The sequence below is a fragment of the Crinalium epipsammum PCC 9333 genome, from assembly GCF_000317495.1.
Taxonomy (GTDB): Bacteria; Cyanobacteriota; Cyanobacteriia; order Cyanobacteriales; family PCC-9333; genus Crinalium; species Crinalium epipsammum.
In genome coordinates this window covers 1,400,720-1,414,144 of the sequence record NC_019753.1, presented here as the reverse complement: position 1 = coordinate 1,414,144, position 13,425 = coordinate 1,400,720, and the positions used below count along the sequence as shown (strand labels likewise).

The 13,425-nt window shown below is 40.4% G+C and carries 14 protein-coding genes; 10 read left to right on the top strand and 4 right to left on the bottom strand.

The features are described from left to right. Nucleotides 1-16: 16 nt before the first annotated feature. Entirely contained in the window at nucleotides 17-1,267 is a 1,251-nt protein-coding gene (locus tag CRI9333_RS06040) for a glycoside hydrolase family 10 protein (protein WP_015202278.1), read from the bottom strand. Nucleotides 1,268-1,614: 347 nt separating this feature from the next. On the opposite strand from CRI9333_RS06040, the gene CRI9333_RS06035 reads away from it, so the two are divergent. From CRI9333_RS06035 to CRI9333_RS06020, 4 genes are all read left to right on the top strand, one after another. Then, on the top strand, nucleotides 1,615-2,454 hold the full coding sequence (locus CRI9333_RS06035; protein ID WP_015202277.1) for a sulfurtransferase: 840 nt from the start codon (nucleotides 1,615-1,617) through the stop codon (nucleotides 2,452-2,454). Between the two features lie 368 nt (nucleotides 2,455-2,822). Beyond that, entirely contained in the window at nucleotides 2,823-3,341 is a 519-nt protein-coding gene (locus CRI9333_RS06030; protein ID WP_041225959.1) for a LabA-like NYN domain-containing protein, read from the top strand. Between the two features lie 242 nt (nucleotides 3,342-3,583). Then, nucleotides 3,584-5,236, top strand: coding sequence for a 2-isopropylmalate synthase (locus CRI9333_RS06025; RefSeq protein WP_015202275.1), 1,653 nt, complete (start codon nucleotides 3,584-3,586; stop codon nucleotides 5,234-5,236). A 174-nt stretch (nucleotides 5,237-5,410) separates the two neighbouring features. Continuing rightward, nucleotides 5,411-6,214, top strand: coding sequence for a class I SAM-dependent methyltransferase (locus tag CRI9333_RS06020; RefSeq protein WP_015202274.1), 804 nt, complete (start codon nucleotides 5,411-5,413; stop codon nucleotides 6,212-6,214). 112 nt (nucleotides 6,215-6,326) lie between these two features. On the opposite strand, the gene pirA is transcribed toward CRI9333_RS06020, so the two are convergent. Continuing rightward, a complete protein-coding gene (gene pirA, locus CRI9333_RS27305) occupies nucleotides 6,327-6,491 on the bottom strand; it encodes an arginine synthesis PII-interacting regulator PirA (RefSeq protein WP_015202273.1) in 165 nt (54 codons plus the stop codon). Between the two features lie 146 nt (nucleotides 6,492-6,637). Between pirA and CRI9333_RS06015 the strand changes: the two genes are divergently transcribed. The 3 genes from CRI9333_RS06015 to dprA are packed head-to-tail and all read left to right on the top strand — an operon-like array spanning nucleotide 6,638 to nucleotide 9,302. Next, complete coding sequence (locus CRI9333_RS06015) at nucleotides 6,638-7,426, top strand: SAM hydrolase/SAM-dependent halogenase family protein (protein ID WP_015202272.1); 789 nt, start codon at nucleotides 6,638-6,640, stop codon at nucleotides 7,424-7,426. Between the two features lie 49 nt (nucleotides 7,427-7,475). Continuing rightward, on the top strand, nucleotides 7,476-8,132 hold the full coding sequence (locus CRI9333_RS06010) for a DUF2301 domain-containing membrane protein (RefSeq protein WP_015202271.1): 657 nt from the start codon (nucleotides 7,476-7,478) through the stop codon (nucleotides 8,130-8,132). A gap of 45 nt (nucleotides 8,133-8,177) precedes the next feature. Next, the gene (gene dprA, locus CRI9333_RS06005) at nucleotides 8,178-9,302 is read left to right on the top strand and encodes a DNA-processing protein DprA (protein ID WP_015202270.1); all 1,125 of its coding nucleotides are present in this window, start codon (nucleotides 8,178-8,180) and stop codon (nucleotides 9,300-9,302) included. On the opposite strand, the gene CRI9333_RS06000 is transcribed toward dprA, so the two are convergent. Further along, nucleotides 9,291-9,632 (bottom strand): hypothetical protein, encoded by a 342-nt coding sequence (locus tag CRI9333_RS06000; RefSeq protein WP_015202269.1) that lies wholly within the window; start codon nucleotides 9,630-9,632, stop codon nucleotides 9,291-9,293. The genes dprA and CRI9333_RS06000 overlap by 12 nt on opposite strands. Before the next feature lie 113 nt (nucleotides 9,633-9,745). On the opposite strand from CRI9333_RS06000, the gene CRI9333_RS25590 reads away from it, so the two are divergent. Further along, on the top strand, nucleotides 9,746-9,970 hold the full coding sequence (locus tag CRI9333_RS25590; protein ID WP_015202268.1) for a helix-turn-helix domain-containing protein: 225 nt from the start codon (nucleotides 9,746-9,748) through the stop codon (nucleotides 9,968-9,970). Between the two features lie 451 nt (nucleotides 9,971-10,421). Beyond that, the gene (locus CRI9333_RS05995; protein ID WP_015202267.1) at nucleotides 10,422-11,039 is read left to right on the top strand and encodes a TMEM165/GDT1 family protein; all 618 of its coding nucleotides are present in this window, start codon (nucleotides 10,422-10,424) and stop codon (nucleotides 11,037-11,039) included. Nucleotides 11,040-11,099: 60 nt separating this feature from the next. Here CRI9333_RS05995 and CRI9333_RS05990 read toward each other — a convergent pair whose 3' ends face one another. Next, nucleotides 11,100-11,984: a tetratricopeptide repeat protein gene (locus tag CRI9333_RS05990; protein WP_015202266.1), complete on the bottom strand. Its 885-nt coding sequence runs from the start codon at nucleotides 11,982-11,984 to the stop codon at nucleotides 11,100-11,102. 383 nt (nucleotides 11,985-12,367) lie between these two features. Here CRI9333_RS05990 and CRI9333_RS05985 point away from each other — a divergent pair, with 383 nt between their 5' ends. Beyond that, nucleotides 12,368-13,312, top strand: a complete 945-nt coding sequence (locus tag CRI9333_RS05985; protein ID WP_015202265.1) for a hypothetical protein — start codon at nucleotides 12,368-12,370, stop codon at nucleotides 13,310-13,312. Nucleotides 13,313-13,425 lie beyond the last annotated feature (113 nt).

Here is a 13,425-nt window from a genome sequence, read left to right as displayed (position 1 = left end):
TTCAAGCCAGTCAGTGTTAATTGTTAATTATTCTTGGTCGCTGTACTGAAGTAGGAAAAATTTCTTTTAAAGCAGATTCTCGTTGTGCGGGTGTTTCTTTCGCCCAATTCCAAAGACTTTCATAAAAGAAGAAAGACACACCAGCTAATTTATGATTGCGGACAACTTGAACTTGAGTCTCAATTTGTTGACTAGGTACAGAACGACCTTTAAGACCCGCAAGAATGCCGATACTTACTGGAATATGACTTTGAGCAAGCTTAACTTCTTCGCGTTCCAATTCTTTAATAAAGCGCGGTAAGTCGTTGCGATAAACCTGCAAAATTAGTTCATCAACTTGATTACGTCTTTCCCAAGAAAACCAGTCTTGTAAATAAGCTGGTAAAGAAAAATGCAAAGGGTTAGTAGCTATAGAAATAATACAATTAGGCTTTCGAGCTTTTACTACTTGGTGTAACCTGGTCATAAAATCATTAAGTTTGTCAGCCCGCCAGCGTACCCAAAAAGTTTCTTGCGGGTTCGCATCAGGAGTTAAACCTGGGAGTTCTTTCTCATACATACCAACGGTGTAAGCATCGTAACCCATTGCTATAGGCAACGCAAAGTGGTCATCAAATTGAATGCCATCAATGTCGTAATTGTTAATAACTTCACTAACCAAATCCAGCATAAATTGCTGTACTTCTGGATGAAAAGGATTTAGCCAAACTCTTTCGTTTTGACCTTCTTTCCAAATTTTTGTACCATCTTTGCGGTTAGTTAACCAATCTGGGTGACTTTTAGCTAGTTGAGAATCAGCAGGAGCCATAAAGCCAAATTCAAACCAGGGAATAACACTTAAGCCTTTTTGATGCCCCTGTTTAACAATTTCTTTCAGCATATCTCGACCTTGTAGCCCAGGTTCGGGATGGAGCGATCGCCCCAATGTCCGTTCTGCTACAATACTAGGATAAAGAGTATATCCATCGTTCCAAACAGTAGGATAGACAGTGTTGAAGTTAAGCTGTTGTAGCTTTTGCACCGCAGCAGTAAGTTTAGCGCGTGAAAATAGCACATCACTATCTACATTTGTCAGCCAAACACCTCTTAATTCTGAAGTATTATTCAAATTAGTCTGAGCAGAAGAGCTAGTCGGTATAATTACCGCTATAGCTAGGAGTAATGCACACAACCAAACAAAATTATTCTTAAATTTGCCATTATATCTTAAAAAAACTAGCCTTTTAGCGCAAAACTTTAGAATGTAATTTTTAGCTTGTTTCAACATTGAAATATTTTTTAATATAAAATTAATGACAACTCACAATTTTAACTCTAATTTTAAGCACTACTTGATACTATTTAATTATTAACTTATTTTTGGGTTAATTGATCAGTACTTACGCAGAGATCCCCCTAAATCCCCCTTTTTTAAGGGGGGACTTTGAATGTTTTCCCCTTGAAAAGGGGGGCTAGGGGGAGTCTAGGTTTCAGGCAACGCGGTGCGTAAGTTCTATTGATACTCAATAGCAAAAATATTACATTTGTTAAAAATGGCTTTTTTCTGCTAAATAATTATTTAAATGCTTCTGTCTCTGATATTGTGGCACAAGTAACAATTAATTTTAAAAGCAAATGCTTGATAATAACACACCTATTGTAATTTCTGCCCAATGGCTTGCCGAACACCTTAATGATCCACAAGTAGTAATTGTTGATTGTCGTTTTTCACTGGCAGATCCACAACTAGGACGACAGCAGTATGAAACTAGCCACATACCTAGTGCTTACTATCTAGATCTTAATCTTGACCTCTCTGGTTCTGTACAGCTTCATGGAGGTCGTCATCCTTTGCCCGATCCTGCTGAGTTAGCTAACAAACTAGCAGCAATTGGAATCAATTCCCAAGAAACCCTTGTAGTTGCCTATGATGATTCGCGTTTTGCCTTTGCTGCACGTCTATGGTGGTTACTACGCTATTTAGGACATCAGCAAGTGGCTTTGCTTGATGGTGGCTTTTCAGGATGGGAAAAAGCTGGATATGCTGTAACAAATCAACTGCCGAAGCATGAACCAGGAAAGTTTGTTCCTCAGATTCAAAGCGACTGGGTAGTGGATGTTAACACAGTCAAAGCGCGAAAAGATCTGCCTAACGTAGTGCTGGTTGATTCACGAGAAGGCGATCGCTACCGAGGAGAACGTGAACCCATCGACCCCATTGCTGGTCATATTCCTGGCGCGTTAAATTTCCCCTGGCAAGATGTTTCCGACTCGATCGGCTACGTCAAGCCTGTTTCAGAACAACAGCAACGTTGGAAAGATATTCAGCAAGCAGAGGAAATTTTAGTTTATTGTGGTTCTGGCGTAACAGCCTGTGTAAATCTCTTGTCCTTAGAAATGGCTGGGATACAGAAAACAAAGCTGTATGCTGGCAGTTGGAGTGATTGGTGTTCCTACCTTAGCGTAACGAAGTAACAGACTAATTAACGACATATATAGTGCAAGCGCCCCGCCTGCTTCCTTAAATGCCTAAGTCCTACCAGCAAATATATGGTGACTACACACAATCATCTTTAGTTTGTGCGTAAATCATCATTTAAATAGTAGAGTTGAAAAAGACTTATCGTTGATTGCTCGGTGGATGCACCTATTCTGACTCTGTTGGATTACAGTTTTACTGTCACTATTCAGAGCGATTGGATCGAGAATTCCATACAAAGCAATTAATATAAATACTAGGGAATACTCATATAAGCAAGAATCATTAACATTCATTGAGTTTTTCAACTGCTATAATGAGGAATTCCAATTAATTTGTAACAATATCTTAGGTTTAAATGTATATGTCTTGCTCTTACAACCGTCTTTCTATTTTTGTAGACGGGAACAATATGTTCTATGCCCAACAAAAAAACGGTTGGTTTTTTGACCCACGGCGTGTTCTTGAATTCTTTACAAAAGATCCCGAAGTTAATCTAATTAACGCTTTTTGGTATACAGGATTAAAAGATCCACAAGATCAGCGCGGATTCAGGGATGCCTTAATTAGCTTGGGTTACACAGTTCGTACAAAAATACTTAAGGAATACTACGATGATGTTTCTGGAAGATACTCCCAAAAGGCTAATTTAGATATAGAAATTGTTGTAGATATGTTTAATACAGTTGAGCAATATAATAGAGTAATACTTTTTAGTGGTGATGGTGATTTTGAAAGAGCCATTGAACTTTTACGTTCTAAAAATACTCATATTACAGTAGTATCAACAGAAGGAATGATTGCGAGAGAATTACGCAACGCTACCGATCGTTATATTGATTTAAATGATATTCGTTCATTTATTGAAAAAGTTGACTACTAGAAATGCTGAAATCAAAAATTTCAGCTATCTTAAAATAAACAGGTAAGTATGTGAGCATCACTAAATGCAGCTTAAAGCTACCCTAATTTTTTAGACAATCAGTAAAAGCTGCCTAAGATATTTCATAGTTATATGGATTTATACTTATCTATTTAAATAAACGCTATCCCAGCTAAACGATGGCGAGTTGTCAACAATACTCGCAAATCCTTGTCAGTTCTTGCATATCACCTAATTGCGCTATGAACACACCAGCACAACCCGACCGGATTATTATTTTTGATACTACCCTGCGGGATGGAGAACAGTCTCCAGGGGCGACATTAAATGTAGATGAAAAGCTGACAATTGCCCGTCAGCTTGCGAAATTAGGCGTTGATGTAATTGAAGCAGGTTTCCCCTACGCCAGTTCTGGAGATTTTGAAGCTGTACAAAAAATTGCACAAGTTGTTGGTGTAGAATCAGGACCAACAATTTGTGGTTTAGCAAGGGCAACGCGCCAGGATATTAAAGCAGCAGCAGAGGCTTTAAAACCAGCAGCTAAACATCGAATTCATACCTTTATTGCTACTTCAGATATTCATCTAGAATACAAACTGAAGAAAACACGGCAAGAGGTGATAGAAATAGCATCAGAAATGGTGGCTTATGCTAAGTCTTTAGTTGATGATGTGGAATTTTCACCGGAAGATGCGGGTCGTTCTGATCCCGAATTTTTGTATCAAGTTTTAGAGCGTGCGATCGCGGCTGGTGCTACAACAATTAATATTCCCGATACCGTCGGTTATACTACACCGAGCGAATTTGGTGCAATAATTCGTGGCATCAAAGAAAACGTTCCGAACATCGACCAAGCTATTATTTCTGTTCACGGTCATAACGACTTAGGTTTAGCTGTAGCTAACTTCCTAGAAGCAGTAAAAAATGGCGCAAGACAACTAGAATGCACCATTAACGGTATTGGTGAACGTGCTGGTAATGCTGCACTAGAAGAATTAGTCATGGCGCTTCATGTGCGTCGGCAGTATTATAATCCGTTCTTGGGTCGTGCTGTAGATTCAGAAGAACCGCTAACTAATATTGATACTCGTCAAATTTACAAAACATCCCGCTTAGTTTCCAGTCTCACTGGGATGTTAGTACAACCGAATAAAGCAATTGTTGGCGCTAATGCCTTTTCTCACGAATCTGGAATTCACCAAGACGGCGTTTTAAAGAATAAGCGTACTTATGAAATTATGGACGCGCAATTGATTGGCTTAACAGACAATCAAATTGTGTTGGGCAAACTTTCCGGTCGCAATGCTTTCCGCACTCGCCTGCAAGAACTTGGTTTTGAATTATCAGAAACCGAACTCAATAAGGCATTTGTCAAATTTAAAGAATTGGCAGATAAAAAGAAAGAAATTACTGACTGGGATTTAGAAGCCATTGTCAATGATGAAATTCAACAAGCGCCAGAATTATTCCGCCTAGAGTTTGTCCAAGTTTCCTGTGGTAATCAAGCTCGTCCGACAGCTACTATAACCCTACGGACACCAACTGGCGAAGAATTAACCGACGCGGCTATTGGCACAGGTCCAGTTGATGCGGTATATAAAGCGATTAACCGTGTGGTGAATGTACCTAATCAGTTGATTGAATTTTCAGTTCAGTCAGTGACGGCTGGTATTGACGCGATTGGGGAAGTAACAATTCGCCTGAAACACAAAGAACGGATTTATTCCGGTCACGCTGCTAACACTGATATCATCGTTGCTTCGGCTCAAGCTTATGTAAACGCTCTCAACCGCCTGTATGGTGCATTGCAGCGTAATGAATCAAGTCAGAAGCCAACATTAGCTCAAGAACTGACAGCGCCAGATGCTTCAACCGTAGGTTCAGCAAAAATTTAATTATTTGTTTGTCAGCTAAGGTAAGAGGCGTTCCTAAGAACGTCTCTTATTTCCATTCCTTAGCAGCCTATCTTCAAAATAATTAATCACTGAAAAATATCTGCATTTATCTGCGTTTATCTGCGTTTATCTGCGGTTAAAATCTCTTAAAAGCCCTTTTCGGATATGCAAGAGATGATTCCAGAAAAAGTTCTTGATAAAGAGAAAACATTCCACGACCAGTGGGCATCTACCATTGATGTAGAAGGAATCAAAGTTAAAGATTATTTTGAAGCCTGCACAGCACCAGAAAACCGCTTTATTATTCAACAATTAGGCAATATTAAAGGTAAGCGAATTTTAGATTTAGGGTGTGGTGCGGGTGAAAATAGTGTTTATTTTGCTAAAAGAGGTGCTGTTTGTGTAGCTGCTGACTATTCTCCTGGGATGGTAGAAGTTGCTTTGCAACTAGCTGCTGCTAATGGAGTCGAGATAGAAGGTTGCACAGAAAATGCGATCGCACTCTCATTCCCCGATAATAGTTTTGATATTGTCTACGCCTCTAACTTACTCCACCACTTACCAGACCCTCAAGCTGCCATCAAAGAAATGTATCGAGTTCTTAAACCAGGTGGTAAAGCTTGCTTTTGGGACCCTTTAAAGCACAACCCTGTTATTAATGTTTATCGTCGTATTGCGACTTCGGTGCGAACAGAAGACGAACAACCACTAGATATTAATATCGTTAATTTTGTCAAGTCTCTATTTTCGACAACAACTTACGATACATTTTGGATAGCTACGTTGTGGATTTTTTTACGCTTCTATTTAATAGACAGAGTTGACCCAAATCAGGAGCGTTATTGGAAGAAAATAATTATTGAGCAAGAAAAACTGCAACCAACTTATCAGCGTCTAGAGAAAATTGATTTAGTTTTAAAAAAGCTACCTTTAATCAAGCGGTTTGCTTGGAATATTGCTGTAGTCGCGACAAAATAGCAAGTTATTTCAGAAAAAAGTTAAAAGGGGATGTATTTGCACTCTGCACATCCCCAAGCTTTTTTGCTTGCAGTCCAACACGAATAATTTTTGCTTTGTGGAGTAACAATACTTATTTAAAATAGCTTGCTTCCGCTTCTAGTATCCGCAGCAAGTGTTCATTACCACTAGCTCTAGCTACTTCTATTCTATGCTGTAGGCTTTTTTGGATGTTATCGCGATGAATAGCAGCCGCCTTTTTTACGCTGTCTTGACGATTTGTGTTCATAATGGACATTTTTATTTATAAACTAGGGTGTTGGCTATATTTCTAAGATAACATTTTCATAGTTAAACTGTATGATTTGTTACAGAAAGTTTATAAGCTGTGGTGTAACCAACTCCTAAATATTAATTTCTAATTGTATAAAAATAATTTTCCAGATGCCTAACAGCAGGATAATTACTCTTTTGAGCGATTTTGGCTTGAGTGACGTTTATGTAGGGGTGATGAAGGGAGTAATTAGCTCTCTCAACCCAACTTTGACGGTGGTGGATTTAACGCACCAGATTCCAGCACAAAATATTCCTGCGGGTAGATTTTGTTTGATGAATTCCTACTCTTATTTTCCACCCGGGACAGTACATATAGCTGTGGTAGATCCAGGGGTAGGTAGTAATCGGCGCTCAGTGGCAGTAGAATTTGAAGGTGGTTTCCTTGTAGCACCGGATAACGGATTATTAAGCGGCGTTCTCAGTCAGAGTGCAGTCAAGACGGCGGTAGAATTAACTAATCCTCAGTATTGGCGGACAAGTACACCCAGCACAACTTTTCACGGTAGAGATATTTTTGCACCTGTGGGGGCGCATTTAGCTAGTGGTGTTCCCTTAGAAGAGTTGGGAAAAATAATTGATCCTAAAACTTTAATACAGCTACCTATCGGCGAATGTAGTCAAACTGATCAAGGTATGACTGGTTACGTGCAGTATGTTGATTACTTTGGTAACTTGATTACTAATATTCCAGGGGCTGATGTTCAAGGGAAAGCTTGGTCAGTGGTAGTATCTGATGTGAGTATCCCTGGTTGTACAACTTATCACGATCAACCTGCTGGAAGTGCGATCGCGCTTATTGGTAGTCATGGGTGGGTAGAAATTGCCGTTAATTGTGGCAATGCACAATCTCAGTTAAAAATAAACTGGGGGGATAAAATAGAAATAATTAACAATTAGCCATTAACAGTCCATCAATTTAATCCTTATACACCCTAAAAAATTTACTATGACTCAGTTACAGTTGGAACCCGAAGTTTATCAAGGTCAATTTGGAGAGTTTAGAATTACCGACAGCGATCGCACTGGTGTAATTATCTATCGTACTAGCTTAATGGTAGCAGCCTTAAGCTTTGCAATTGGTAGTTTTCTAGTGATTTATTTTGGGAATGATAGAAGTGTTCTCAATGCCTTAACTCCCCTATATGTAGTTTTTTGTTTAGCTTTGGGTATTAGCTTACTAACAATTCATATATACATGGCAGCATTACACCGCGTACTGCAAATATTTTGGGGTATTGGTGCGGTTAGTGCAGCTTTTTTTGCTATTAAAAGTGATGAACCGCTTGCTTTATTTGTTTATAATCACCCACTTACGCTGTTTGGAATTGGTTTTACGTTCGCAGCTTTAACGGGAATTTTTTTCAAAGAAGGTTTTTGTTTTAACAGACTAGAAACTAAGCTGCTTACACCTTTAGTACCTATGTTGCTTTTAGGAAAAATGGCTGGTGTTTTGCCTTTACAAGCAGAGCAGTTTTTACTAGGCGGATGGGCGATATTGTTTATGGTATTTGCGCTGCGGAAGACAGTCCAACGAATTCCTGATGATATCGGTGATAAGTCTGTATTTAGTTATTTAAAACAACAAAAATCAGCTAAAGCTTAATTTTAAGAGAGGGAGGAGGGAGGAGAGAGCATAGAGGGTACAAAATTGGTAGCAGAACGCGCTTTTTGGTTAGCTTGGTCACAAATTTCTGGTATTGGTCCTGTTTTAATTAAGCGACTTCAACAGCAATTTGGCACACTAGCAGCAGCATGGCAAGCACAACCAAGTCAATTAGGGCAAGTTGATGGGTTTGGTCAAAATATTGTTCAAAAGGTGCTGCAAGAGCGATCGCGCCTCGATCCTGAAACATTCCTGCAAGAACACTCCTCAAAAAACCCTAATTTTTGGACACCAGTAGATCCAGAATATCCCCGCTTGTTACTAGAAACTCCTAGCCCACCACCTGTGCTGTATTACCGAGGGGTAGTTGATCCACAGGAAAACCTGGGCATACGCCCTGCTGTGGGAATTGTTGGTACGCGGGAACCTTCTGATTATGGTAAGCGGTGGACGCGCAAAATTAGTACCGCTTTGGCTAAGAAAGGCTTTACAGTTGTATCTGGGATGGCTCAAGGTATTGATACAGAAGCTCATCGCGCTTGTGTTGATGCTGGAGGGCGCACACTAGCGGTTGTAGGTACGGGTGTTGATCTTATTTACCCACCCCGCAATCGTAATCTTTATGAAGATATTCAGAAACAAGGCTTAGTTTTGAGTGAGTATCCTGCTGGTACTCAACCAGACAGATCTCATTTTCCCCGCCGTAACCGTATTATTGCTGGTTTAAGTCGTGCTGTTTTAGTTATGGAAGCACCTACGAAATCAGGTGCGCTAATTACTGCTAATGTTGCTAATGATTTCTGTCGGGATGTTTACGTTTTACCTGGATCGCTAGATAATCCCAATGCTATAGGTTGTTTAGGTTTATTAAGTAGGGGCGCTCATGTGATTCTCAACGAGGGGCATTTGTTAGAAATGCTTGGAGATATACCACAACTCGATACTACTGAGCAATTACAATTATTTGATCCTCCACCCTCAGCGCCTATTCCAGATTTAGAACCAGAACTTAAGCAGGTATGGAGTGCGATCGCTTCTGAACCTACTGCTTTTGATGTAATTGTGCAACAAGCTGGTTTAGCTGCGGGATCAGTATCTAGTGCGTTATTACACTTGGAATTAATGGGGTTAGTTTCTCAATTACCTGGTATGCGGTATCTAAGATGTTAGATATTCTGTTCTTTGCTGCCATATTTGCTCTAGGCGGGCTAGAGCCTCTGGAGTATAGCGTTTTGCTTCTTTTTTAATAGCTCTCCATACAACTTTAAGCTCTGTAATATTTCGACAAGAGCGAATCAAAGTGCTACAAGCTGCAATCCACTGTTCTAATTTACGATAACTAATAAAGTACCCGCCCCAGCCTTGAATATGCACCCACAACACATATTTCCACCTTTCCCACCTGAGAATGCGACTAGGATCGCATTTGCTCAACTTGGCAAGTTGCTTGCGGGTAATCACAAAATTATTCGGGTTGATGCGACGGCGGAGGAAATTCATAGGGGCGATCGCTTTTGTAGGGACAACCTTATTGTAAACGATAACGCGACAAGTTTATAAATGCAATCTTAAAGATCTAGTACTTAAACAAAAAGGCTCATAATCTATGAAATATGTATCAAGTTAAAGTCAGAGTTAGAGAAATTTGTCAGGAACGCAACTGGAGTATTAACGAGCTATGCAGGCGTTCCGGCGTAAGTTATACAACCGTGCGACGGTATGCAAGTCAGTCGATGGCAAAGATAGACATGGATGCTATCTGCCGAATTAAGCAAACTTTTGGTTGTTCTTGGGAAGAATTGCTGGAATTACAGGGTGATGATTCTTTCGATGAGTAAGTGCGTTCTTCGCAAGCGCTGACTTTAGGGTTCGCACTTGCACGTTATTGGGAAATTGCCGCGATCGCGTAGCGACTCCGTAGGAGTATCGCACTTTTACAAAATCATACCCAAGGGGGAGGTGAACAATCTTGTGATTTTTATGCAAATTTAAAAACTTAAAACTTTATCTGAAGAAATTACTGAATATTAATGTACAATTGAGAACTAAAAGAAGGGGAGTAGCTTTTAGCTGAACATTCAGCTAAACCACCTGAGTCAACATACTGGCGTTACGCCTGGTTCAGGTGACAAGTTTTTAAAACTCAGACTTCGTTCTTAAGCTGAGATCAAACTGCAAAACTTGGCAGCGAGACCTTCACTAAGTTCACCTATATGGTGAGCTTGGTGAGGTCTAATCTGTACTCATCAAGCTCACAATCTAACGCTAGCAATTGAGGGGCTTGAAGAGATGTTAAAGGCTTTTACTGCCGGATTATTACTAATAATGCTATCGGAATTAGGCGATAAAACATTTTTTATCGCCATGATATTAGCAATGCGTCATTCACGCCGTTTAGTCTATATAGGCGTGGTAACTGCTTTGGCAGCAATGACAATTATTTCTGTGTTTGTAGGACAAATTATCTCGCTACTACCACAGAGTTATATCCATTATGGAGAGGTTTTGTTATTTCTAGGGTTTGGGATAAAGCTGTTGTATGATGCCAGCCAAATGCCTAATGATAGCTGTGAGGAAGAAGTTAAAGAAGCGTCTCTTGTAGTTGAGCAAGCTGAGAAAGAGTTACCACCAAAGGCGACCTCATTAGCAATTATTTTAGAAGCCTTTGGATTAACATTTATAGCAGAGTGGGGCGATCGCACACAAATCGCCACAATTGCTTTAGCTGCCTCTAATAATCCTTATGCTGTAACTTTAGGAGCGATTTTAGGTCATGCTATTTGTGCTGTCATCGCCGTTGTTGGTGGACGGATGATTGCAGGGCGCATTTCCGAGAGGGTAATAACAGCAATTGGTGGTAGTTTGTTTCTTGTGTTTGGTGCGATCGCCTTATTAGATAAGCAGTAGTGATTAAAAACTGAGCAGTAAGCAGTTATCCGATCAAAACTAACTGTTTACTGCTCATTGTTAATTGTTCACTGGTTTTGGTTCAATTATCTGACTGCGAGGAGGAGTAGTAGGAGAAACTATAGGGTTAGGTTTTGGTTGTTTAGCAGAGCCTATTTGTTTAATTTGGTCTTTATACTGTGCAGGAGCCAAACTAGCAGCTACGGTGAATAGCGGTTTAGCTTCTACATTTTTACCCAGCTTTTGCAAAACCATCGCTTTAGCTAGTACAGGTCTAAAATCTTGTCGATCATTTTTAATAGCTTCATCATAAATAGCAAGTGCTTCTACATAACGTTCCTGATTGAAATAAACTTGAGCCAGTAATAACTGTACTGAAGTAGTATCTATAGTTCCAGGCTGACTAGGATTTACTTGTGCAGCAGTCTTCAAAGTTTCCTGTAGTAAGCCAATTGCCGCTTCGGGGCGTTTTTGCTCTAACAATAAGCTGACAAGCCCTTGCAAAGCATTCATATTTCCTGGTTTAGCCGCTAAAACTGTGCGATAAGTCTGGGCTGCTACCTCACGATCTCCTAAATGTTGCTTCGCTTGAGCCAGCAACACCATATAATCACTCTGCTCAGGATTTAAAAAAGCTAACTTTTCCAAAGGTTCAATGCTACCTTTGATATCACCTAGTTGTAACCGCGCTTCCAGCAACCCCCGTAGAGCCGTGGGATTATCTGGTTCTCTTGCTAAAACCAGTTGATAACCTTTAGCTTGAGATTGCAGTTCTGTAAGCTGTGCTAAAGAAGTATTTTGATTTGGTGCAGATTGGGCAACCGCAGGGGGTTGACTGTCCTTGAGAACACTACTAAGCAAAGGCAGGATGGAAAATCCCACAAAAGCCAGCAGAGCTAACAATAAAACTGAATTAATGATCCAACGACCGCGATTAAAAGACACACAAGTACTTTGAACTCTAATGACATTATCAACGACAAGTGAGTTTTGAGATTGTTTTACCCTGAATTGTTAATTTTAAGCTGGATTAAGATTAATAGCTTACAACGTTAAAATGCAGTTTTTATGTCGAACAGCTTACAAACTTACCTCCGTTTCTGTTTCATTGTGCTACCTGACGATAGTAATTTGTTAAATGCACAACAGAAAGCTCAGGTGTCTAGCAATTGTGGGTGGTAGTTGATTACAATAAGCTGACTATAAAAAACGCTAACCGCTTTAATTGCTTTGCACATCTAATGCTTAGAATATGTAAACGCCCCTAGCTTTGAAGCGTAACTATTAAAAATGGATAGGGAAATGTGTCTCCCCCGCAAGGAGTTTATATGAATTATTCTGTGAATCGCTCTACCGAATCAGCCGAGTCTTCTGTCAATCAACCACAACCGGACGATCAGACTGTTAATTTGTCCAACCAAAGTCAACCATCTACTCCAGATGTGACAGCCGATACCGAAACGGCATCACAGACAAGTGCGATCGCTAATCCTGAGACAGAAAATCCAGTAGATATAAAACGACAACAACCCATCCCTCCGCCTAGTGAGCCGATGCAGTACCGAGCTATTGGACTGGTTAAGGGTATATATATGCCTTCTGCCGACCAATTTACCCAAGGCACGCTACTGGCAGCAGATCATACGTTAATTGATGCAGTTTTACTCGGTAGAATTATGAGTTTGGTGAAAAATCACCTCAACTTATCCGAGAATCATCTTTGGGTTGTTTATCCTCGGACACGCAAAGAAGACGACAAGTTGCACGTTCAAATTGTCGGCGTTTGGGAACCAGAACACCTCAGCACCAACGTACCAACGACAGAAAGTGGGGAAGAAGATCCTTCCGGGGTAAAGAGTACAGAGGTTGACGATAATTATTTTTCCGTTCGTGGCGAGGTGATTTATCAGGCGAAAGAGGAAGAGAACATCATTGTCAAGATTAGACAAGCTGCTCGCAAAGAATCAGAAGAACCCAAGTTTTTTAAGTTAAAACTTCAAGGTTCTTTCCCTGATAAAATGGTTGGTCACTTTTGGGACTTTCAAGTACAACGGCAGGGCGATGCTCTAGTAATTCAGTCGGGGCAAGATATTGGCTCTCTACGTCCGCCAAAGCCCCGAAGCTCTTTCAAAGGCAAAGGCAAAGGTCGTCCAGGTACAGGTGGCAAAAGACCTTTCTCGCCACCAAGAGTTGCTGGTTCTTCAGCAATAGAAAAGCCAGTTAAACGCAGTGAACCTTTGGCTAAACCTATTAAAAAGTCGCGTCCACAGTAAAGGGGAGGAGGGAGGAGAGAGGAGGGAGGAGAGAGGAGGGAGGAGAGAGGAGAGAGGAGTTAGAACTCAGAAGTCAGGAAGAATATTATCCTTATCTTCCTCTGCTTCCTCTG

What these genes read in the sequence shown, in the direction of transcription:
- CRI9333_RS06040 (WP_015202278.1), bottom strand. Translation starts at nt 1,267, where the DNA reads ATGTTGAAACAAGCTAAAAATTACATTCTAAAGTTTTGCGCTAAAAGG.
- CRI9333_RS06035 (WP_015202277.1), top strand. Translation starts at nt 1,615, where the DNA reads ATGCTTGATAATAACACACCTATTGTAATTTCTGCCCAATGGCTTGCC.
- CRI9333_RS06030 (WP_041225959.1), top strand. Translation starts at nt 2,823, where the DNA reads ATGTCTTGCTCTTACAACCGTCTTTCTATTTTTGTAGACGGGAACAAT.
- CRI9333_RS06025 (WP_015202275.1), top strand. Translation starts at nt 3,584, where the DNA reads ATGAACACACCAGCACAACCCGACCGGATTATTATTTTTGATACTACC.
- CRI9333_RS06020 (WP_015202274.1), top strand. Translation starts at nt 5,411, where the DNA reads ATGATTCCAGAAAAAGTTCTTGATAAAGAGAAAACATTCCACGACCAG.
- pirA (WP_015202273.1), bottom strand. Translation starts at nt 6,491, where the DNA reads ATGTCCATTATGAACACAAATCGTCAAGACAGCGTAAAAAAGGCGGCT.
- CRI9333_RS06015 (WP_015202272.1), top strand. Translation starts at nt 6,638, where the DNA reads ATGCCTAACAGCAGGATAATTACTCTTTTGAGCGATTTTGGCTTGAGT.
- CRI9333_RS06010 (WP_015202271.1), top strand. Translation starts at nt 7,476, where the DNA reads ATGACTCAGTTACAGTTGGAACCCGAAGTTTATCAAGGTCAATTTGGA.
- CRI9333_RS06000 (WP_015202269.1), bottom strand. Translation starts at nt 9,632, where the DNA reads ATGAATTTCCTCCGCCGTCGCATCAACCCGAATAATTTTGTGATTACC.
- CRI9333_RS25590 (WP_015202268.1), top strand. Translation starts at nt 9,746, where the DNA reads ATGTATCAAGTTAAAGTCAGAGTTAGAGAAATTTGTCAGGAACGCAAC.
- CRI9333_RS05995 (WP_015202267.1), top strand. Translation starts at nt 10,422, where the DNA reads ATGTTAAAGGCTTTTACTGCCGGATTATTACTAATAATGCTATCGGAA.
- CRI9333_RS05985 (WP_015202265.1), top strand. Translation starts at nt 12,368, where the DNA reads ATGAATTATTCTGTGAATCGCTCTACCGAATCAGCCGAGTCTTCTGTC.